General features: G+C 55.6%; 20 protein-coding genes and 1 other annotated feature. Of the genes, 3 read left to right on the forward strand and 17 right to left on the reverse strand.

Going from position 1 to position 20,853, the window contains the following annotated elements; translation table 11 throughout:
• Positions 1–59: 59 nt before the first annotated feature.
• The 14 genes from BLT01_RS08230 to BLT01_RS08295 form a co-directional block, all read right to left on the reverse strand.
• Positions 60–1,049: a nuclease-related domain-containing protein gene (locus tag BLT01_RS08230; protein ID WP_176765092.1), complete on the reverse strand. Its 990-nt coding sequence runs from the start codon at positions 1,047–1,049 to the stop codon at positions 60–62.
• 111 nt (positions 1,050–1,160) lie between these two features.
• A complete protein-coding gene (gene minD / locus BLT01_RS08235) occupies positions 1,161–1,961 on the reverse strand; it encodes a septum site-determining protein MinD (protein WP_092096959.1) in 801 nt (266 codons plus the stop codon).
• 1 nt (position 1,962) lies between these two features.
• Complete coding sequence (locus BLT01_RS08240) at positions 1,963–2,634, reverse strand: septum site-determining protein MinC (RefSeq protein ID WP_092097195.1); 672 nt, start codon at positions 2,632–2,634, stop codon at positions 1,963–1,965.
• A gap of 27 nt (positions 2,635–2,661) precedes the next feature.
• Complete coding sequence (gene mreD, locus BLT01_RS08245; RefSeq protein ID WP_092096962.1) at positions 2,662–3,186, reverse strand: rod shape-determining protein MreD; 525 nt, start codon at positions 3,184–3,186, stop codon at positions 2,662–2,664.
• The gene (gene mreC / locus BLT01_RS08250; protein WP_092096965.1) at positions 3,183–4,100 is read right to left on the reverse strand and encodes a rod shape-determining protein MreC; all 918 of its coding nucleotides are present in this window, start codon (positions 4,098–4,100) and stop codon (positions 3,183–3,185) included. The genes mreD and mreC overlap by 4 nt, the downstream gene beginning before the upstream one ends.
• 18 nt (positions 4,101–4,118) lie before the next feature.
• On the reverse strand, positions 4,119–5,135 hold the full coding sequence (locus BLT01_RS08255) for a rod shape-determining protein (protein WP_092096968.1): 1,017 nt from the start codon (positions 5,133–5,135) through the stop codon (positions 4,119–4,121).
• A gap of 372 nt (positions 5,136–5,507) precedes the next feature.
• Positions 5,508–6,203: a RadC family protein gene (gene radC / locus BLT01_RS08260; RefSeq protein WP_092096971.1), complete on the reverse strand. Its 696-nt coding sequence runs from the start codon at positions 6,201–6,203 to the stop codon at positions 5,508–5,510.
• Complete coding sequence (locus BLT01_RS08265) at positions 6,200–6,805, reverse strand: Maf family protein (RefSeq protein ID WP_092096974.1); 606 nt, start codon at positions 6,803–6,805, stop codon at positions 6,200–6,202. The genes radC and BLT01_RS08265 overlap by 4 nt, the downstream gene beginning before the upstream one ends.
• Before the next feature lie 93 nt (positions 6,806–6,898).
• Positions 6,899–7,561 carry a hypothetical protein gene (locus BLT01_RS08270; protein ID WP_092096976.1) on the reverse strand — a complete coding sequence of 221 codons (663 nt, stop codon included), beginning with the start codon at positions 7,559–7,561 and terminating at the stop codon, positions 6,899–6,901.
• Positions 7,562–7,648: 87 nt separating this feature from the next.
• Positions 7,649–8,404 carry a prepilin peptidase gene (locus tag BLT01_RS08275; RefSeq protein WP_092096979.1) on the reverse strand — a complete coding sequence of 252 codons (756 nt, stop codon included), beginning with the start codon at positions 8,402–8,404 and terminating at the stop codon, positions 7,649–7,651.
• A gap of 45 nt (positions 8,405–8,449) precedes the next feature.
• Positions 8,450–8,809: a hypothetical protein gene (locus BLT01_RS08280; protein WP_092096982.1), complete on the reverse strand. Its 360-nt coding sequence runs from the start codon at positions 8,807–8,809 to the stop codon at positions 8,450–8,452.
• On the reverse strand, positions 8,799–10,493 hold the full coding sequence (locus BLT01_RS08285; protein ID WP_092096984.1) for a GGDEF domain-containing protein: 1,695 nt from the start codon (positions 10,491–10,493) through the stop codon (positions 8,799–8,801). Before BLT01_RS08285 ends, BLT01_RS08280 begins: the two co-directional genes overlap by 11 nt.
• A gap of 18 nt (positions 10,494–10,511) precedes the next feature.
• On the reverse strand, positions 10,512–12,215 hold the full coding sequence (locus BLT01_RS08290; RefSeq protein WP_176765093.1) for a GGDEF domain-containing protein: 1,704 nt from the start codon (positions 12,213–12,215) through the stop codon (positions 10,512–10,514).
• 89 nt (positions 12,216–12,304) lie between these two features.
• Complete coding sequence (locus BLT01_RS08295) at positions 12,305–13,489, reverse strand: bifunctional folylpolyglutamate synthase/dihydrofolate synthase (protein ID WP_176765094.1); 1,185 nt, start codon at positions 13,487–13,489, stop codon at positions 12,305–12,307.
• 75 nt (positions 13,490–13,564) lie between these two features.
• On the opposite strand from BLT01_RS08295, the gene BLT01_RS08300 reads away from it, so the two are divergent.
• Both BLT01_RS08300 and BLT01_RS08305 read left to right on the forward strand, forming a co-directional pair.
• Positions 13,565–14,431, forward strand: a complete 867-nt coding sequence (locus tag BLT01_RS08300; RefSeq protein ID WP_092096993.1) for an ATP-grasp domain-containing protein — start codon at positions 13,565–13,567, stop codon at positions 14,429–14,431.
• Positions 14,428–15,225, forward strand: coding sequence for an ATP-grasp domain-containing protein (locus BLT01_RS08305; RefSeq protein ID WP_092096996.1), 798 nt, complete (start codon positions 14,428–14,430; stop codon positions 15,223–15,225). The genes BLT01_RS08300 and BLT01_RS08305 overlap by 4 nt, the downstream gene beginning before the upstream one ends.
• A 92-nt stretch (positions 15,226–15,317) precedes the next feature.
• Here the strand turns inward: BLT01_RS08305 and BLT01_RS08310 are convergent, their stop codons facing one another.
• Positions 15,318–16,355 (reverse strand): nuclease-related domain-containing protein, encoded by a 1,038-nt coding sequence (locus tag BLT01_RS08310; RefSeq protein ID WP_092096999.1) that lies wholly within the window; start codon positions 16,353–16,355, stop codon positions 15,318–15,320.
• Positions 16,356–16,637: 282 nt separating this feature from the next.
• Positions 16,638–19,292 (reverse strand): valine--tRNA ligase, encoded by a 2,655-nt coding sequence (locus BLT01_RS08315; RefSeq protein ID WP_092097002.1) that lies wholly within the window; start codon positions 19,290–19,292, stop codon positions 16,638–16,640.
• A 47-nt stretch (positions 19,293–19,339) separates the two neighbouring features.
• Positions 19,340–19,561, reverse strand: a binding site (T-box leader).
• Between the two features lie 64 nt (positions 19,562–19,625).
• Between BLT01_RS08315 and BLT01_RS08320 the strand changes: the two genes are divergently transcribed.
• Entirely contained in the window at positions 19,626–19,817 is a 192-nt protein-coding gene (locus BLT01_RS08320; RefSeq protein WP_092097005.1) for a hypothetical protein, read from the forward strand.
• Here the strand turns inward: BLT01_RS08320 and BLT01_RS08325 are convergent.
• Positions 19,776–20,519, reverse strand: coding sequence for a hypothetical protein (locus BLT01_RS08325; protein ID WP_092097008.1), 744 nt, complete (start codon positions 20,517–20,519; stop codon positions 19,776–19,778). The two genes, BLT01_RS08320 and BLT01_RS08325, sit on opposite strands and share 42 nt — an antisense overlap.
• Positions 20,520–20,853: the final 334 nt, after the last annotated feature.

The raw sequence follows: 20,853 nt of genomic DNA on the forward strand, positions 1-20,853 counted from the left end.
GGCGAACCCTTGAGGCAAATCCGAAGGCCATATTGCAAACGGCCGACCCTTGCAGCAGCTTACCTACGATAGAGTAGATGTTTGATAAAGGGTTCCAATAATGATAGATCTGACTTGACTCGATATTGTTTGTTTCTCTTGTTTTCATTTATGGTGGAGAATTTCTCTTGCAATAGGCGGTTTGCAAGGTAAATGTTTGGGAGTTTCATCAAATCCTTCAATATCTTACTGGTTACTACCTCCCCATAAATCACCCGATATTCCTGCAGTGTCGCAAGATGGGCGTCGGCGGAATCGGAATTACACTTTTTGCAGATCCATTTTCCGTGTCCGCGCTCCATCCCGATTTTAAAGCAGGATGGGCACCGGACACCGAAATCGATGTCATCGTCTGTAAGGTTGTACCATTTAAAATACTGGTCCTGTTTTTCCCGGGACAGAAGGCTGAGCGTATCCACGATAAACTGCAAGTCCGTCCGTTTTAATACGGCCCGGTTCTCCTTTTCCAGTTTCTCGATGTGTCCCGGCAGCCGGTCGACGGGGAATATGGGTTTACTGGCGGGGCCTTGGATAATCAGTCCGTTATAGCTTGCGAGCACGATGGCGCCGTGGACCCTCACCGGCAATTCAATGGATGCGAGAAAGCGTTCCGTCGCTGCAATCGAACGGTTCAGTTGGTCTTCGGGATTTCGCATGCCTTCGCGCACACCGTTTTTAATCCGGTAAAATTGTCCGGTGTCTTCGTCAAAGTAGAGTTCACCGGTCATGTTCTTGACTTCGACTGCCAACACGAATGCCGGGTGGAGCACCAGCGTATCCACCTGAACCCGCTTTCCGCCGGCCGGCACCATCACATCCTTGAGAACCATGGGCTTGTCCTTCAGCGTTGCCTCTTCCATATAAAAATCGGCTTTTTTCTCTCCGGCGTAACCGGCCAGACGCATGTCGAGGTCCTCTTTTATCCGTCCGTAAGACGGATGCCCGGTCCGCACCCTCGACTCAATAACGGCCATAGCGGCCAGCCGTTCCTGCACAACGCGCTTCCCCATCCCCATTGCCTCCTTTCATAATAAAAACCCCCATCCGCACGCCTAAACAGGCATGTGATGGGGGTCACATTGTCGAATTTTCTTCTATCCGCTCGATTTCCCGGGAAACGATCATTTCGAGAAAAGAGATTTCAACTTGCCGAAGAGCCCTTTTTTCTGTTCGTCCATGGACATGAGCGGCACCGACTCGCCAAGGATCCGGCGGGCGATGTTACGGTAGCCCGTCGCAGCGCGGTTGGCCGGATTGAGGACGACCGGCTCGCCTTTATTGGATGAAGAGATGACGTTCTCGTCATCCATGACGATGCCGAGGAGATCGATCGACAAGTGGGTCGTGATCTCGTTCACATCGAGCGCTTCGCCGGAGTCCATGAGATGGCGCTTGATCCGGTTGATGATCAGCTTGGGCGCTTCGATGCCCTCTTCCTGCTCCAACAGGCCGATGATCCGGTCGGCGTCGCGCACGGCGGAGATTTCCGGCGTGGTCACGACGATGGCTCGATCAGCACCCGCGACCGCGTTCTGGTAGCCTTGCTCGATGCCGGCCGGGCAGTCGATCAGGATGTAATCGTATTCGCGTTTCAGATCGGTGACGAGCTCCTTCATTTGCTCCGGCGATACAGCCAGCTTGTCCGCTGTCTGTGCCGCCGGGAGAAGGAACAGCCGGTCCTCAAAGCGCTTATCTTTCACAAGCGCCTGGTTGACACGGCAGCGTCCTTCCACCACATCGACAAGATCATAGATGATCCGGTTTTCAAGGCCGAGTACGACGTCCAGGTTCCGGAGGCCGATGTCCGTGTCAATCAGGCAGACTTTCTTGCCTTGAAGGGCCAATGCAGTTCCCAGGTTGGCGGTCGTCGTCGTCTTGCCGACGCCCCCCTTCCCCGATGTCACAACGATGGCTTCTCCCACATTAGCTTCCTCCCTTGAATGTAGATAAATTCGGCCTCAGGATGCGGAGCTCCTGAAGTCGGTCGATGGCGATGAAGCCGTTCCGGTGGATGTAGGCACATTCCATTTCCGGACGTTCGGACAGAATCGTCAGTTCATCTGTCATCGTCTCCACTTTATCGGCGATCATCAGATGCGTCGCTTCCAGCCAGGAAGCCGCGATGACCGCGTCAAGATTGCCCCCGGCGCCGGCATGGGCAATGCCCTTCAGCCGTCCGAGGACGAAAATATTTCCGTTCGCGATGGCCTTCCCGTTCGGATTCACGTCACCGATGATGACGAGATCTCCCTCTGCCTGCACAACCTGCCCGGAACGCACGATTCCGACGAACGTCTCGGACTGGTTTTCCTTGATGAGTCGATTGCACTCTTCCACCCGGATGACGTCGCCCTGAACTTTCGTTACTCGGAGATGGGGAGATTTCTGGACACAGTTGATGAGCTCCTTTACCTGCTCATCGGTACAGTACCGGTTGCCGAGGTGGAGCTGGATCTCCGTCGTCCCCTCGAGCGCTTCCTCCCGGACTTTCTGCTCCAATTCCGATAGCAGTTCGGAATAGGCGCATTGGTCGTCAAGGCGCAACACGAGGCCCGACTTCGTTCCTTTGATCATGACAAGCTGTTTTTTAGTCACTTGCGTCACCCCAATTCTCCTCCATGCTTACAACATACCTTCCCTCTTCTGGATGCTCCGCCGGTTGGCAAGCGATTTGAACACCCAGCCCAATAGGACGAGGAACACCGAGTTGGCAATCATCGTCGGCACGAGGCGTGTCGCGGCAAACTCTCCGAATGGCATCCCGATGAACCCGATCATCGTGAAGAAACCGTACAGCGCCGTTTCAAGCACTGCCACGAGGAGAAGCGTGATCAGCGTGACGACGATGATGTGCTGATGGATATGCCTGACGGCCCAGATGGCCAGCAGGCAGACGGCCGGGTACAGGAAGGCGTATAGACCAATAATATCAATGTGAAATAGATCGTACAAGAGTCCGAAAATGATTGCGTACATCAGGGCACGCTGCCGGTTGTAATACACCCCGACAAAGATCAGGAACATGATCAGAAACCGGGGGATCAGATAGTAGTACACCCCGCCGATTTCAACCGGCGAAAACAAGCCGAACACCGGTTCCAAATAGAATAAAACGACGGCGACAAATGGAATCAGGAGCCGCGTCATGACCCGTCCCCGTCTTTCCCGCCATCCGCCGTTTTATCCTTTGCCTCGTCCGTGTTGCCGGCATCAGAGCCGTCGACTTCCGTCGATTTCCGTTTTGCGACGATGACATGCTCCAGCATCGCAAAATCGGCAGCGGGCTTGATGTGTGCCTGCTTCGTCAGACCGAAGTCATCCGTCGTCACCTCTGTGATTTCCCCGATCAGAAGCCCTTTCGGGAAGATGCCGCCGAGACCGGAAGAAATGACTTTTTGGCCTTCCTTGATCTCGAATGAGGCATCGATCCTCCGGAGAATCAGCTCACGGCGCTCGGTATCATACCCTTCGATCAATCCGAACGCCTCCGTCTTTCCGACAACGAGCGCGGAAACCCGGTAAGCCGGGTCCTGCGTCGCAAGCAGCTGGACCGTGGACGTGAACGGCGTCGTCAGGATGACTTTTCCGATCAGGCCTTGGGACGTCATGACCGCCATGTTCTTTTCTATGCCGTGGGTTTCACCGCGGTCGATGACAATTTTCTCTTCCCACTGGTCGGGGTTTCTTGCCAAGACCGACGCGTGGATCGGTTCGAAGCCCCGGAGATCGTCCTCTTTGCCGACAATGTCCTTCAGCCGCTCATTCTCTTTTCGGACATCACTAAGTTCTGCCTGGACGGCTGCATACTCAACGAGCCGTTCGCGCAGGCGCTGGTTCTCCTCATAGGTGTTCAGAAGTGAATCCACATCGTCGATCAGGTCCGTTATGTAGTGCGCAGGCTTCGAAAACAACTGCTGTCCGAAGCCGACGACATCTTTCACGATCTGTTCGGGCAAGTTCGCATGATCGCGGTCCCTGAGCGAGAAGAAGATCAGGGCGACCAGTACGATGACACCGACGAGGAGAAGGATCAGCCGTTTGTTAGAGAAAAACTGCGGCATGCTGCCTTCACTCCCGTATTATCTGGCTTGCTGTTTCTTGATGACATCAAAGTTATCGAGCGCCTTGCCGGTGCCGATCGCCACACAGTCAAGCGGGTCTTCAGCGATGGAAACAGGCATGTTCGTTTCTTCTGCGATGACTCTGTCAAGATTGGCGAGAAGCGCGCCGCCGCCCGTGAGCACGATCCCGCGCTCCATGACGTCCGCGGACAGTTCAGGCGGTGTGTGCTCGAGGGTCTTTTTCACGCCGTCGATAATGGCCGTGATGGATTCCTTGAGCGCTTCCGCGATTTCTTCCGAAGAGATTTCGATTGTCTTCGGAAGGCCGGTCAGCAGGTCGCGTCCGCGAATCTCCATCTTTTCCGGCTTCTCGGTGACTGTGGCGGAGCCGATTTCGATTTTGATCTGTTCAGCCGTACGGTCACCGATTGTCAGATTGTAGGTTTTGCGGATATACGAAATGATTGCCTGGTCCATGGCGTCGCCGCCGACGCGGATCGATTCGCTCGTCACGATGCCTCCGAGCGAGATGACAGCCACTTCCGTCGTCCCGCCCCCAATATCGACGACCATGCTTCCTGTTGGTTCCCAAACTGGAAGACTCGCGCCGATGGCTGCCGCAAACGGCTCTTCGATCGTGAAGGCGTCTTTTGCGCCTGCCTGGCGGGAGGCGTCGATCACGGCACGCTGTTCGACCGATGTGATGCCGTATGGTACACAGATCATGACGTTCGGCTTTTTCCATGTGCCGCCTGATGCTTTTTGTGCTTCGCGCAGGTAATACTGGATCATGGCGGTCGTCGTATCGAAGTCCGCGATGACGCCGTCCTTCATCGGACGAGTGGCGACGATCGAGCCCGGTGTCCGGCCGATCATGTTTTTCGCGTCGTTCCCGACCGCGACAATCTCTCCTGTTTTGACGTTCTTCGCGACGACTGACGGTTCGCGGAGAACAATCCCCTTGCCTTTGATGAAAACCAGTGTATTTGCTGTGCCGAGGTCAATCCCGACATCTTTTGATCCGAGTCCAAACACGCTATTAATCTCCCTTTCTGCGCGGCCGTTAGTGTTGCCGGTTTGAAATCATACACATCATTATAACGGATAGCGCGAGAAAGTGACAATCTTATGTGAAGCTATTACGCATAATAGTTTAAAGTAAGTATATTCTTGCTTCGGTCAGGTTGCATGTGGGTTGATTTTCACTTCAGGCCCCCGTGTACCGCGGCCCGGCGCAAACCTCCGCAACTCCATCTGACAGGTCTCGCCTGACCGCCCTTCTCCCCAGGAAAGAGAAACTTCCCCGAATCCGCATCTCACGAAGGATTTCGAGGAGTCTCGGCCTTCCCCCAATGAAAAGCCGTCACAGCAGAACGCTCTTTCACAGCTCTCCGTGTTCCCAAGCCTTCAAATAAAGTCTCCTTCTTTCAGGCTGAGGAATTTATGGTCTCCGATGATGATGTGGTCGAGGAGATCGATGCCGACAATTCTGCCGGCTTCGGCGAGTCGTTTGGTGACTTCGATGTCTTCCGGGCTCGGGGCCGGGTTGCCGCTCGGGTGGTTATGGGCACAGATGATGGAGGCCGCGGAACGCTTGACCGCTTCCCGGAACACTTCCCTCGGATGGACGATCGAAGAGTTCAGGCTTCCGATAAAGATAGTCCGGCTGTGGAGCACTTCGTTTTTCACGTTCAGGAACAGCACGACGAAGTGCTCCTGGTTCAGGTTCGACATGTCCGGCATCAGGTAAGCCGCTGCGTCTTCTGGCGAGCGGATGACGTAGCGTTCCGTCGACTGCTTTCGGGTCAGACGCTTGCCGAGCTCGACCGCGGCCAACAGCTGTACCGCCTTCGCCTCTCCTATGCCTTTTACCGATGTCATTTCCTCAATTGTCGCATGCTGCATGTCCTGGATCCGGTCGAAAAAAGCCAGCACCCGGTTGGCAAGCTGGAGGACCGATTCCTGCCTGGTTCCGCTCCGGAGCAGAATCGCGATCAGTTCCTGGTTGGACAGGCTTTCGGCGCCCTGGTGAATCAGCCGCTCCCTCGGCCGGTCGGCGATATGGAGCTCGCTGATCTTCGGCACATACAGGTCCGTCGTCAAAGCCCGTCCCCCTTCCCGGCGGAGATCACTCCCATCTCATCCAGCACCTCGAACATATCTGCAATCGGGAGCCCGACAACGGCGTAATAGTCTCCCCTGATTCCCTTCACAAACAGGGCGCCGCCGGATTGGATGCCGTATGCACCGGCCTTGTCCATCGGGTCGCCGGAGTCCACATAGCGGTCGATCAACCAATGCGGGGCCTCCCGGAATTCGACGTCTGTGGTGACCGAGAATGTGCGCTCCAGTTCCCCGTCCGTCACGCAGACCCCCGTCGAGACGCTATGGACAGAACCGCAAAGCGACTCGAGAAATGCCTTCGCTTCTTCCCTGCCGGACGGCTTCCCGTACGCCCGTCCCTCCTGATGGACGACCGTGTCCGCTCCGATCACCACCGCTCCGGGTTCACGTTCCGCCACGTCCCGCGCCTTCAGCGCGGCTAGCCGTTCCGCATAATTTGCCGGGTTTTCCCTCTGACGGATCGGCGGTTCTTGCACTTGCGGTTTCCGGACAATGAACGGGATGCCCGCCACGCCCATGAGCTCGCTTCTTCTCGGCGATCCCGATGCGAGGACCACCTGACGGTTCGTCTTGAATTCCATTTGCCACTCCCCCTAAACGGTTTGTTCCCATCATAGCCGAGAGGGAGAAAATAGAGAAATCCGCACTTTCCAATTTCAAGCACGGAAACCGGCTTAAAATTCAATTTTGAGGCACTCGGCCGATTCGGAATAATGGCTGACCAGATGCAGCCTCATGATGGCCGGATCGTCCGTAATCCCCTTTACGGCGCCGACATTCTTTTTCCATCCTTCCGGCAGGGCCTCATCTTTCGTCTTATCATCAAAATTGAATTTTGACGCTTCCTGCGCAGTCAGCAAAACCGGCAGTTTCCCGCTTGTTTCCGAAGGGCACGCCGCCGCGTCAATCGTGAATGGCTTGATGAACGTGTCTTTCACGACGGAGGCCCTTGCCTCGGAGTCGGTCAGGTGGATCGACGACCAAAGATAGAACTTGTCCGCCACACGGACAATCGCGGCCTTGTCCAGCTGGGCCTGTGAAGAAAGGAACCCGGTTGCCGCATCGTAGCTTGAAAACATGCCATGCTGAATCGCGAAGAACATCGTTTTCCGGTTGCCCGTTGCTTCATCGCCTTCCTCTTTTTTCACGCCTTCCTTTGCCGGTTCCGCATCCGCAGGCACCGTTTCCCCGGCCTCCGGCGTTTCCGCGCCACCCGACTTCCCGTCTTCCGACATGACGATGAACCCGAACAGCAGCACGCCGCCGATCCCCATCAGGAAGCCGTGCAGCATGGCCATCGCGATCGCACCGCGTGAATACTTTTTCCGTAACCGCATGACACCACCCCTTTTAAGAGGAACGATACCATCCGGACGATAAAAAAGGACAAGACGGCTGTCGTCTTGTCCTTTAAATTTATCGGGTTAAACAAACAGGTTCAGATACCAGCCGACAATTTGATCGCCGTACAGATATGCGATTGTCGCACCGAACGCGATCGACGGACCGAACGGGACCGGCGTGCGCCGCCCCTTTCCCTGACGTTTCAGGAGGATAAAACCGGCAACCGCCCCCACCAGCGCAGCGATGAACAGCGACAGAAACGAATCCGCCAGGCCGAGAACGAGCCCGATGACGACATACAGCTTAATGTCCCCGCCGCCCATGCCGCCCTTCGAGACGATGGCGATAAACAGCAAGAGCGCCGGCATGACCAGTGCCGCAGCCGGCCCGTCCCACCAAGGATCCGTCGGCATGGCGATGCGAAGCAAGAAAACCGGGATGCCCAGTGCAAGGAGAATCTTGTCAGGGATGAGCATATAAGCGATATCCGAAACGGTGATGATGACAAGTAGTGACAGGAACAGCAACGCCACCAGCAGTTCGCCGGTAAATCCGAAGCGGAGATACGCCAGCGCAAAGGCGATGCCGGTCAGGAGCTCCATCACCGGGTACACCCAGTGGATCTTCAAGCCGCAGCCTCGGCATTTCCCCTTAAGGAACACAAACGAGAAAAACGGCACAAGGTCGGCCGCCGTCAGCCGCCGCCCGCAACCCGGGCAACGGGACGGCGGACGGACGATCGACTGCTTTTCCGGGACCCTGAGGCCGACCACATTATAAAACGACCCGAACACGAGTCCGTATATGAAAAACATCATCGCCCAAATCCAGTCCACAGTCAGTCCTCCTGTTCCGTTTCTTCCCCGAACGTAATCGGCTCGTCATCCTGCGCCTCCCCGTTTTTTTTCCTGCGGGCCGGTGAAAATTGACCGAATCGGTACACCTTCCGGCAGGTTCCCGATGACCATCTCGCCGGTCGAAAACGCCACATTCTGGATTTCCGTGCCGGATACCACTTCGGCCTTGCCGACCTGGAGCAGGACGATTTCTTCTGCCGGAAGGACCGGCACGCGGCGCTGGAGCGGAAGCGTGCTTGCCGGCCCGCTTCCCGATTCGCGGGAAGCCTGCTGCTGGAGAGACGACAGTACCTGTCGCTCGGTCTGCAGCGTCTGCCGGGACTGGATCCGCGTTTCATGCGCAGGCCTGAACAGTATAAAGTGCCCGGTCTCGTCACCTTCCATATACGCCTACCTTGTTTCTCCCTGATTGTTTTCCTCCGACGTAAAGGGCACGGTCGGCATTTCTGAGCAGGTCCATTGGATCGTCCGTGTCTTCGGGAACGCTTGCGACACTGAAGCTTGCGGTGATGCCCACGAACTCCTTTTGCCGTTCCGCCCCGAGATCCGGCCTGATTTCGAATATCGAGTGCTCGATGTACTTTCGGAGTGTTTCCGCGAACTCAACGGCTTCTTCCTTCCGCCATCCCGGCAGGAGAATGACAAATTCTTCTCCGCCGAAACGGGCAACCTGTCCTTTGCCTTCCGTGTTTTTCTCAAGGATTGCAGCGAGACTGATCAGAATATCATTCCCGCTCTGGTGGCCGTATGTATCGTTCAGCCTTTTGAAGTGGTCGATGTCCAGAATGATGAGCGACAGCCTGCTGAGGACGCCGCCGTTCACATTGCTTACCCGGCGCTCAAGTTCGCGCTCCAGCCATCCGTAGTTGCGCAGTCCCGTCAGAGGGCAGCGTTCACTGTACGAAGCGGCGGTCTCGAAATACCTCGCCTTTTCCAGCGACACGGTGAAGTGGGTGCACAAAAGGTCGAAAATCTGGCAATCCTCCCGATCAAACAGGTGGCGCCTGTAAGAACCTGCCACGACAAAACCGGTGAGCTGATTTTCTTCCGACAGTGGAGCGACCATAACGCTCTCGATCCCCTCGGGCAGCCGGAAAGGCAATGCCCTCTTCCATTCCGCTGCCGTGCCGAATACGGCTGCCCTCAGCCTGTCAAAACCGCTCCTGTTACTGTCCGTAATCAGAAGATGGCGCGGATTGTTGGTAAGCTTGTCTTCCTCCCATGCATTTGTAGCAAGGAACCGGCCTTCCGATGACTCAATCAGATAGACGGCATCCGCTTCTTTCACCTGCCGGATCCTGTGGATAAAAAGGCGGATCAGCTCCTCGCTGTTCAGCCGGCCCGCGAGCTCATAGCCTATCTTTGAGGCGGATTCGAGTCTCCGGTTCACGCTTTCGCTCGTGTTGTAGCGTGCCGCGAACAAAAGCGCGATAAAAAACGGAATCAGAATCGGAACAAGGCCTCCGGGGCCGTATGTTAGTTCAAGGAAGTAGGCGGCAATCCCGAACGGGTAGGTGACGAGAAGGGATGCCGCATCCCACAACGTTTCCCGTGACCGCAGGTTGTACGGCCTGCCGGACCATTTTGAGTCAGTCAGGAGGCAGAGGTGGTTAGTTGCAAGATAGGTTACCATGTACAACAGGCCGTAGCCTGCCACATGAGAGACGGACGTACTGCCGGTCACGCCCCCCGAGAGAAAGAACACCCCCGCCGCCATTACGGACGAGCAAAAGAAGATCAGCGAATTGATCATAAACCGATGGACAGGAGGCAGCACCGACTTGGAAAAGAAAACGGTCGCGAGCACAATCAGTTGTGAAACGAGCACTTCCGCCGCTGCGCCGAAGCGGAGAAAGATCGCGAACAGAAGCCACTGCTGGAACGAAACCGCAATGTTCCTGAACTCCAGCGGAAACAGACCGGTGACGAATGCAGCCCCTGCCATAATGGCGAAGGCGATCCAGTCATCGATATCCGGGCCGAACTGCCAAAGCAGGGCCATGCCGCCCGGCACGAGCAGCAGCCAGGCCATCGGCAGCAAAATCCGCTCCCCCTTCCCGATTTCCATCTTATTCACTCCCCGTCGTTATCCCGTATAGGCGGCGACCTTGTTCCGTCCGACCTGCTTGGCACCTGTGTATAGCGCCCGGTCGGCGTTACGGATCAGCTCCATCCCGCTCTCGCCGTCCGCTGGTGCCGTCGCCACCCCGATGCTGACAGTGACCGGAATCATTGCAGGCCCTGTTTCCCCGCCCGGCTCCACTGTAAATGCATGATTCTCGACCTCTGCTCGGAACGCTTCGGCAAAGGCGACGGACTCATCCTTTGCCACCCCCGGCATAAGGAGGATAAACTCTTCACCGCCGTAGCGGCTGGCTGTCCAGGAGGCGTCCGACCGTTCCTGCAGCAGCCGCGCAAATTCAACCAGCACCCTGTTTCCTCCGTGATGTCCGTGGATGTCATTGATGTTCTTGAAATGGTCGATGTCGAGCATCACACAGGAAAGCACATCCAGCCCCCCGCTGTTCACTTGTTCCATCAGCCGGTGAACTGCATTCTCCATGTACCGGTAGTTGTACAGCCCCGTCAGCGCGCATCGTTCGCTTTCCTGCACAGTCCTCAGAACATGCCGGGATTTTTCAAGGGCTACTGCCAAATAGGAGCCGAGCAATTCCAAAACACGGAGATGGTATTCTTCATAGGCGTATTGCCGCTTGCACATGACCCCGATGACGCCTTCGATCATTTGGTTGCGGACGATGTGGACGCCGATCAGGCTTTCCGCTTCAGGCTGATGAGAGCCATTCAGATAGGCTTCCCACTCATTCCGGCATCCGAAAAGACGGCCCTTTGAGGAATGATAGACCATCGAACCGATCCCCGTGTCCGCATCCATATGCAGCCACCCGGCAGAGGCTATTTCCCCGTTCCCCATGATTTTCAGAGGCTCAACCCGGCCGTTTCTGATGTCATACACATAAAGGAGATCCACGGGCAATAAATTGGGCATGCTCCGGACAAACAGATCCAGCACTTCCGGCTGAGTCAGTTTTCCGGACATACCGCGGCCAAGCTCAGCGGCTTTGGCCAGCATGTCATTGATCCGCTCCGTCGTATCGTACCGCCGCACCAGGAAAATGACACTAAAAAACGGGACAGCCATGATCGGCAAACCTGCCGGACCGATGGCGAGATACAGATAGTAACCGGACAGTGCATAAGGCAGGATGACAAGTGCCGCAACGAGGTCCTGCCTGATCCGCCGCAGCGGGAACCGATGCGGGTTTCCGATCAGCTTCCGATAAAGATGAAGGAAGCCGATCTTTCCGGCAGTATGGACGGCCAGGTAGACGGCAGCCGGCAACACAAAATCCGAAAAGCCGGTTTCCCTGATGCTGCCGCCGGACGCATAAAAAGCAGCACCGGAAACAACAGACAAAACAAAATACATCAGGGAATGGAGGAAAAAGCGTTGCAGCGGATCCGGACTTTTCCTGTTGCCGGGCACGGCTGCCAGCAGCGCCACTTGCATCATCACCGCTTCAACGAAAATCCCTCCAAGAAAAAATGCCGGGAGTGTCAGCCAGCCGACGAGTGTCAGGCGGGTCCCTTTTCGCAAGACAGGAAAGTACACAGCCGCCATGGCAAGCAGCGCGGCTGCCACGAGAACCGGGATGTTTCCGGAATCGAGCGGCACCCTGGTGCGCCAGAGCCATACAAAGCCTGCCGGAACCGCAAGCAGCCAGGCAACCAGAACAGCGAGCTGCGTCTGCCCTCTGAACTGAACCATCCCTCTCCTCCTCCCCAGGATCCGGATTTGCATTGATTACTTCATACTTTACCAAATCTTTGAAGTGGTGTCTTTCAATTTTCGAAAAATTATAGAAAACGGTGGCGGAGTTCCGAAAGAAGATAGAGGGAGCCGGTCACAATCAGCGGGGAGCCTTCCCGGAACCAACTGCTTTCTCCAATCTGTTCCGCTTTCATCGTTGCAGACGGAAGACAGGTGCACGCTGCAAGAAGGTGTGCGGGCGCAGCATCGGAATGGGCGAAGTCGATAAAAACAAATGATTGCGCGACCGGCTCGAGAATACGGATCACGCTCCGGTAATCTTTTCTCGCAAGCATGCCGACCATGAACCGGACCTTCTCTTCCCCGCCGAACTTTTCTCTGACCGTTCGGACGAGCGCTTCCGCAGCCGCCGGATTATGCGCACCGTCAAGGAAGACGCCTGGACTGATTTCTTCGAACCTCCCGGGGAGAAAAGCGGTTTCCGCTCCTGTTTTCAGCCTGGATGGATCGAGGCTGATTCCGGCCGCCTTCAGCGCTTCCACGGCAATCGCCAGGTTCGCTTGCTGGTGCGGTCCCGAAAGACCCGGCTGGATTCCGGGGATCGCGGTGAATTCTTTACCATAAACGGAGATCGGCACGCCGATCTCTTCGGCAATCCGGGTGACTTCATCCATTGCATCATCGGGGAGCGGTCCGATGATTCCCGGCACACCAGGCTTTAGGATCCCCGCCTTGTGCCAGGCGATTTCTCTAATGGTGCCGCCGAGAAATCCGATATGGTCCAGGCCGACCGATGTGATGACGGATGCTTCCGGCACGACGACATTTGTACTGTCGAAGCGCCCTCCCATACCGGCCTCGAGGAATACAAGATCCGGCTTGCAGTTGTTGAACAGGATAAATGCCGCGGCAGTGAGCAGCTCAAAATCCGTCATCATGCCGGACAGTCCCGCTTTCTTCATTTCTGCAAATGCCGTATCCGCCTCTTCTGCAGTGATCGGCCGGCCATCCAACCGGATCTGGTCGTGGAGGTCGGCCATCGCAGGAGACGTGAATGAACCCGTGCGGAGGCCGTGCGCGCGGGCAATCGATTCCATGAACGCAACCGTCGAACCCTTGCCGTTCGTCCCGGTGACATGGATAAAACGCGGGCCTTTTTCGGGATTACCCAGCCGAGCGAGCGCTCGCTCCATTGATTCCAGCCCCGGCCGGATCTCATCCGCGCTCATCAGTTCGTGCTTCTTTTGATACAAATCCAGTTTTGGAATCAAAGCCGTCTCCTCCATGTGGTAAACTTGTGATGAATTCATTTTAGCGTAGAGCGCGGTTTAAGTGGAGGAAGAGCGATGAAGAGTTGTTGGGTCATTTACAATGGCAGCCTCATATCGGATAAGTTCGCGGATCAGGCACATCTTGTCGCAGAAGCGGCGGAGCGCGCAGGAATCCGCACCGTAATCCGGAAAAACTATGAGGTCATGATGGATCTGCAGCAAGGCGTCGCGTCGCCGCCTTCGTTCGTCGTGTTCCTGGACAAAGACATTCTATTGGCCACGTGGCTGAAGGCTTCCGGAATCCCGGTGTTTAACGATCCTGAGGTGATCGAAACGTGCGACAACAAAGCGAAGCAGTATATCAGGCTGGCGCAGGCCGGCATTCCGATGCCGCGTACAGTGGTCGCACCGAAAGTCTATCCGAACTTCTCCATCTCGGGAACCGGATACTTCGAGCAGGTACTTGCCGACTTCGGGTTGCCGATGATCATCAAAGAGGGCCACGGTTCGTTCGGCGCGAAGGTGTACCTGATCGAGACGGAAAAAGCATTTTTCGAGAAAGTGGATTCTCTCCGCGGAGTCGACTTCGTGTTCCAGGAATTCGTGGCTTCCAGCCGCGGCCGGGACATTCGGGTCAATACGGTCGGCGGCCGGATCGTTGCGGCGATGTATCGGCACTCCGAGACCGACTTTCGGGCGAACATCACGAACGGGGGCGTCGCGGAGCCAATTGAGCTGAATGATGAACAGCAGCAGATTGCCCTGGATGCGGCACGGGCGGTCGGTGCGGAATTCGCGGGAGTCGATTTACTGTTTGGACCGGATGGACGGACGCTCGTCTGTGAGGTCAATGCCGCCGCACATATCCGCAACATTTATAACGTGACCGCCATCAACGTGGCCGACGCGATGATCGAATACATACTGGGGACACTTCAATGAAGCATGGTGTTGTTTATTACCGCCCGGAAGAGGCCGCCAGAAATGTCGGCTTCATCAAGCTTCTGAAGCTCGCGGCCGAACGCGCGGGCCTTTTGCTGACCCTGTCGATGTACCCGGACGACTTGACGCCGGACTCCGACTTTATCATCTTCCGGGAGCGGAACGCGAAACTCGCACGGGAACTCGAAAACTCCGGCCACCGGTTATTTAATCGTGCGAAAATCAACCAGATTGCCAATGACAAGTACGCCACCTACCAGCTGGCGACGTTCATGGGGGTCCCCGCGGTCCCAAGCCGCCTTGTCGATAGCCCGGACGAACTGGACAGTTATCCCGCAGTGCTGAAGACCGTCGATGGCCACGGAGGTGTCGAAGTCGCCCGCGTCCTCGACGAAATGGAGGCCGGCTGGTTTTTCACCCGCTTCATGGACCGCCGCATCATCGGTCAGCCCTTTATCGAATCGGGCGCAGCCGACGTCCGTCTGTTCATGGTCGGCAACGAGCTTGCCGGCGCTGTCAAACGGACCGGAAGCACCGGATTCAAATCCAACTACACCCTCGGTGGCCGCGTCGACCCTTATAGGCCGACCGCAGACATGGTCCGCGCCGCCCAGCGCCTCACCAGGGCGCTGAAAAGCGACTATATCGGCGTCGACTTCCTCCTCCTCCCCGACGGTGGATTCCTACTCAACGAAATCGAGGACCCCGTCGGCGCCCGGTCACTATACGAAACAAGCGACGTCAACATCGCCGATGTCCTCATGCAGCATATTAAGAATAAGCTGAACGAATAATCCCCCGGCGGGCGCGGCCGGGGGATTTTGAGTGTGGGGGGATTTGTGCGATGGTGATCTTTCAGCGATGGTTGGTGATCTTTCGCCTTTGCTTAATGATCTTTCGCTGCCGGTTGATGATCTTTCAACGATCCGTATTGATCTTTCGTTTGACGATTGTGTTCCAGCCATGTCTGGACAGCATCCAAAACGATTGAAGTACTCACCAGCTTTTTATAATCCGCTGCGTATGCCGAAGCCTTTCCAGCCCCAACTTTTTTCAAAGGCAAACCTTCAGCTACGCTGCGAGCCGCTTTATGAGTTTTCAGACCGAACAACTTCATGATTTCTGCAGAAGTAATGGTGTTGCGCAGAAGCAAGAACCACGCAAGCAACGTCAGAATATAGGGTTTGTACTCAATATGGCCGCATCTGATGCATTTCCAACTTCTCTCCGAATGTCTTTTTAGGGAACTGCTGCAGTCAAAACAAATGGGGGTGATGATAAAGTCTTTGATCTTGAGCGGGAAAGGCAGATAAGGAATGTAATGGCTAATCATAGCATCGGCAATCTGATTTAATTCCCGGTCATTGATCATAGGCTGTTGTCCTATATGATGACGGATAAGATTTCGGGTCTCCCGCAGTTTGAAAACAGGCATTCCACTCTTGATTTCTTCAATGATGGGGTTGTTGGCAAAAACGACCACTCCGTAAACAGGTGAACGAAATCCTGCCATCGTCAGCCATTGCAAGAGATTCTGCCGCTGATCCTGCATTTGGGCAACCGGGCAATCGTAAACAGCCAAGGTCCGACCCTCTTCATCCACTTTCCTCAATTCCGCCGGTCCGGAATGAAAACGTAATCTGCCACCGATCTGCTTGCATTCAAGCAATAGGATACCGCTGTTTGACAGGAATGCCAGATCCATCTGAAATCGGCTCCCGCCAAAAAGTGAAAGGCTGATGTTTCTTAAAAGAACAGCATGAGCTGGCCATGCAACTGACTGTATAGCTTCAGCGACTTTCCTTTCTCCTGCCGCCCCGGCACGCAGATTTCTGAGTGTTTGCTCTGTCTCAGCCCGTTTCGGTTCATAGGCCGGAAGCCGTTCAATCGCTTGCTCAAGAGCGAATAAAATTACATTCCCCACCCGCTTTCCTTATTTCCCATGAGCTTAGCACGTTTTTTGACAACTTGGAATGAATTGGTTGATCTTTGATTTTTTGCGCTTTTAAGGATCCAAAATTGAACTTTGAACGCTTTTACGGTGAATGATCAATATACCCGTGCGAGTGATCATCTCCAACTCGGGAAATATCAATAAGATCCTGGGAACTATCAACAAGCCGGCCCGAAAGATCATGACCGGCCGCACCCCCTGCTCCCCGAAGAGCCCCCGCCGGTCCAACCCGGCGGGGGCTCTTCATCCTGTTCAGATCTCTTTTAATTCAGCAATGCGTTTTTGCACGGCGTCGTATTTTTCTTGGTAGTCTTTCTGCTTGGCACGTTCTTCTTCGACGACGGCGGCAGGAGCTTTGGAGACGAAGCGCTCGTTCGAGAGTTTGCCTTCGACACGTTTCAGCTCACCTTGCCACTTTCCGAGCTCTTTCTCAAGCCGTGCGAGTTCTTCCTCGATGTTGATGAGGCCTTCGAGCGGCATGAAGAGCTCGGCGCCGGTGACGACGGCGGACATGGATTTCTCCGGTGCGGCCAGGTCGCGGCTGATGTCGAGTGTTTCCGGATTGCAGAAGCGCTCGAGGTAGGCGCGGTTGTTCTCCAATGCGGCCTGTGTTGCGTCGTCATGAGTGCGGATTGCGAGCGCGACTTTCTTGCTCATCGGCGTGTTCACTTCGGCGCGGACATTGCGTACCGCCTTGATGACGTCCATGAGGTGTTTCATGTCGCCTGCGCGCTGTTTATCGGACAGTGAAGGATCAGCGACCGGCCACTTCGCGGTGACGATCGACTCGCCTTCATGCGGCAGGCTCTGCCAGATTTCTTCCGTGATAAATGGCATGAACGGGTGAAGCAGGCGCATCGTGTTGTCGAGGACGTATGCAAGGATCGAGCGGGTCGTCTTTTTGGCCGCTTCGTCTTCCCCGTACAGCGGCAGCTTCGCCATCTCGATGTACCAGTCACAGAAGTCATCCCAGATGAAGTTGTACAGCGCGCGGCCCACTTCGCCGAATTCGTATTTATCAGCAAGCTTGGTGACCGTCTCGATCGTTTCGTTCAGACGGGTCAGGATCCATGCATCTGCAGCGGACTTCTTCCCGCTCAGGTCGATTTCCTCGTACTTCAGCCCATCCATGTTCATCAATGCAAACCGGGAGGCGTTCCAGATTTTGTTCGCGAAGTTCCAGACGGATTCCACTTTCTCATTCGAGAAGCGCAGGTCCTGTCCGGGCGACGAGCCGGTCGCGAGGAAGTACCGCAGCGAGTCCGCGCCGTACTGGTCGATGACGTCCATCGGATCGACACCGTTGCCGAGCGACTTGGACATTTTGCGGCCGTCTTCCGCGCGGACGAGTCCATGGATCAATACGTCATCAAACGGACGCTTGCCGGTGAATTCGAGTCCCTGGAAAATCATCCGGGATACCCAGAAAAAGATGATGTCATAGCCCGTCACAAGTACATCGGTCGGGTAGTAGCGCTTGAACAGCTCGTTGTCCTCATCCGGCCAGTTCAGTGTCGAAAACGGCCAGAGGGCGGACGAGAACCAGGTATCGAGGACGTCTTCGTCCTGTTTCCAGTTTTCCGCGTCTGCCGGCGCTTCCATTCCGACATACACTTCGCCGGTTTCCTTGTGATACCAGGCCGGGATCTGGTGCCCCCACCAGAGCTGGCGGGAGATGCACCAGTCGCGGATATTCTCCATCCAGTTCAGGTACGTCTTCTCGAAACGCTCCGGAACGAAGCTGACTTTGTCCTCGCCCTTCTGAAGCTCGACCGCGCCTTCGGCAAGCGGCTCCATCTTGACGAACCATTGAGTGGACAAATACGGTTCAACGACCGCTCCGCTCCGCTCGGAATGACCGACGGAGTGCATATGCTCTTCGATTTCAAAGAGGACACCCATCTCCTGCAGATCCTTGACGATTTGCTTGCGGCACTCAAAGCGGTCCATGCCCTGGTACTTGCCGGCACGTTCGTTCATCGACCCGTCCTCGTTCATGACAAGAACGCGCTCCAGATTGTGGCGGTTGCCGATCTCAAAGTCGTTAGGATCGTGTGCAGGCGTGATTTTCACGGCACCGCTCCCGAAGTCCATCTCGACGTAGTCGTCCGCTACAATCGGGATTTCGCGGCCAACAATCGGCAACTTGACCGTTTTGCCGATCAGATGCTTGTAGCGTTCATCATCCGGATGGACAGCGACCGCCGTATCCCCGAGCATCGTCTCGGGACGTGTCGTCGCAATTTCAATCGACCCCGTGCCATCAGCGAGCGGGTACCGCATATGATAGAAGGCACCCTGTACGTCTTTATAGATGACTTCGATGTCAGAGAGGGCTGTCTTCGTCTGGGGATCCCAGTTGATGATGTATTCGCCGCGATAGATCAGGCCTTTTTCATACAGCTTGACGAAAACCGTGCGCACCGCTTCAGACAGGCCCTGATCCAGTGTGAACCGCTCGCGGGAATAGTCGAGGCCGAGACCGAGCTTTGCCCACTGCTCGCGGATATGGCCGGCATATTCCTCTTTCCATTTCCATGACTCTTCAAGAAACGTTTCCCGTCCGAGATCATAGCGGCTCTTTCCTTCTTCGCGAAGCTTTCCTTCGACCTTCGCCTGTGTCGCGATTCCGGCGTGGTCCATCCCCGGCAGCCAGAGCGCATCATAACCCTGCATGCGCTTCATGCGGATCAGGATGTCCTGCAGCGTCGTATCCCAGGCGTGGCCGAGGTGGAGCTTGCCCGTGACGTTCGGCGGCGGAATCACGATCGTGTACGGCTCCTTGCCGCTTTCCGGCTGCGCTTCAAAGAACTTGCCGTTGACCCACCATTCATACCTGCCGCGCTCGATCGACTGCGGATCGTACTTTGTCGGCAGGGACGTTTCCTGCTGTCCGTTCTGTTCCATCTCTGGTTCCTCCTTTGTTTCCGGGAAATCAAAAAACCCTCCGTCCTATAAAGGACGAAGGGCTGACTTCGCGGTACCACCTTTAGTTCCGGCACGCAAAACAAGAGCGCCGGCGCTCGAAACGATAACGGTCGTCTGACCGGCACTCCGCTACTCGGTTCGCGGAGGCTGCTCACGGGCGACTTCGGACGGCGCTGACGGGAGCTCTCACCAGCCGCTCCCTCTCTCCGGACAACTTCCATCCTACTCTTCCCGCTCACTGCATCGTTATCCATTTCGTTCATTGTACAAAACCGGCATCCCCCCGTCAATACGAAAGGAGGTGTTCCCTACTTGAAAAAGAAATACAATCCTTGGCTGCTGCCGCCCTGCCTGCGGAAAATACGCTTTTACTGCAAGGCAATCATCATCCCGATTTGCTGTTTCCAGCTGATCCGCACGCTGTTCGTGCCAACCACGGGTGATTTCCTGCTGCTCATCGTGTTAATCGGCCTCTGCGTCGCGTTTCACAAGGATTTTATATGATGGATAGGAAAAGACCGTATACGTATCTTCAAGGCCCGCGATGAATGCCCTGACCTCATCCGGGCTATTTTGCGATGCCTCTTCCCCGTTCGGCTGCGGTGCCTTTTCCGCAGTTACGGCAGCGGTCACCGGCTGCCTGCGCTCTGGCTCGGCGGAAGCGCGTACTGAAGAGGATTCGGTTTCCTCGCGTACGGCAAGTTGCGGTGACCGGTGGCTGCTGCTTTCCGTACGGGAGGACGATTCATCCTTTAACTCCAGCACTTCGGCCTTCGGAGGTGATTCGTCCGCTTCATCTGATTCGTCATCCATGTTATCCCCGTATAGACAGTCGACCTTCCACGTCACACACAATGCGCCGTCTTCATTCACATGAGCCCGCACATCCTGCGTTTTGATTGAAGCGCCCTGCCCCGTCTCTGACGGAAGATCAATATAAAGCGGGACTGCATATTCGAAATATCCTGTCTCCCCATCCATATCAATTTCCTCGATCATCGTCGCACCCTCCGGGTCGGGGCTGCCCCCCTCCCCGTCAAATACCGCCATGCAAGTCAAGTGATAAATACCGGTCAGCCGGTACGCATTTTCCGTATGCTCGTCCGTGTACTGGGGCGTCACATTCACCGATTCCGCACGCACCGGCTCCCCGCAACCCTGCGGAAAGCGGAACGTCTGCTCCATTGTCCATGCCGACATCGCCATCTGCCTCTCCTCCTCTGTATGTTCGCGCATAAACCAATATATGCTTCGGAATGCACCAATATGGCGGAGGCTTGTGAAGTATTTTGAAAAGACAAGGATGGGAAGTTGAGGAGAAACCGTGATTTGCAATCTGACTGCGGGAATTTCAGCATGGAACCCTGATTTGAAAAAGGACTCCCGGTTTGCACTATGGAACCCCGATTTGAAACAAGGCGTCTCCATTTGCACTATAAAACCTCGATTTGAAACATGGAGCCGCCATTTGTCCTATGGAGCCACGATTTGAATCATGGAGCTGCCATTTGCACTATGGCTCCCCAATTTGAAACATGGA

Origin of the sequence: Bhargavaea beijingensis, assembly GCF_900101985.1 — a bacterium.
In the GTDB taxonomy this organism is placed as follows: Bacteria; Bacillota; Bacilli; order Bacillales_A; family Planococcaceae; genus Bhargavaea; species Bhargavaea beijingensis.

Bases quoted from the DNA above. Each gene is read 5' to 3' on its own strand.
- BLT01_RS08300 (WP_092096993.1), top strand. From the start codon at position 13,565: ATGAAGAGTTGTTGGGTCATTTACAATGGCAGCCTCATATCGGATAAG.
- BLT01_RS08290 (WP_176765093.1), bottom strand. From the start codon at position 12,215: ATGGTTCAGTTCAGAGGGCAGACGCAGCTCGCTGTTCTGGTTGCCTGG.
- BLT01_RS08325 (WP_092097008.1), bottom strand. From the start codon at position 20,519: ATGGCGATGTCGGCATGGACAATGGAGCAGACGTTCCGCTTTCCGCAG.
- mreC (WP_092096965.1), bottom strand. From the start codon at position 4,100: ATGCCGCAGTTTTTCTCTAACAAACGGCTGATCCTTCTCCTCGTCGGT.
- BLT01_RS08265 (WP_092096974.1), bottom strand. From the start codon at position 6,805: ATGGAATTCAAGACGAACCGTCAGGTGGTCCTCGCATCGGGATCGCCG.
- BLT01_RS08285 (WP_092096984.1), bottom strand. From the start codon at position 10,493: ATGGAAATCGGGAAGGGGGAGCGGATTTTGCTGCCGATGGCCTGGCTG.
- mreD (WP_092096962.1), bottom strand. From the start codon at position 3,186: ATGACGCGGCTCCTGATTCCATTTGTCGCCGTCGTTTTATTCTATTTG.
- BLT01_RS08270 (WP_092096976.1), bottom strand. From the start codon at position 7,561: ATGCGGTTACGGAAAAAGTATTCACGCGGTGCGATCGCGATGGCCATG.
- BLT01_RS08230 (WP_176765092.1), bottom strand. From the start codon at position 1,049: ATGGGGAAGCGCGTTGTGCAGGAACGGCTGGCCGCTATGGCCGTTATT.
- BLT01_RS08280 (WP_092096982.1), bottom strand. From the start codon at position 8,809: ATGGAAGGTGACGAGACCGGGCACTTTATACTGTTCAGGCCTGCGCAT.
- BLT01_RS08315 (WP_092097002.1), bottom strand. From the start codon at position 19,292: ATGGAACAGAACGGACAGCAGGAAACGTCCCTGCCGACAAAGTACGAT.
- BLT01_RS08305 (WP_092096996.1), top strand. From the start codon at position 14,428: ATGAAGCATGGTGTTGTTTATTACCGCCCGGAAGAGGCCGCCAGAAAT.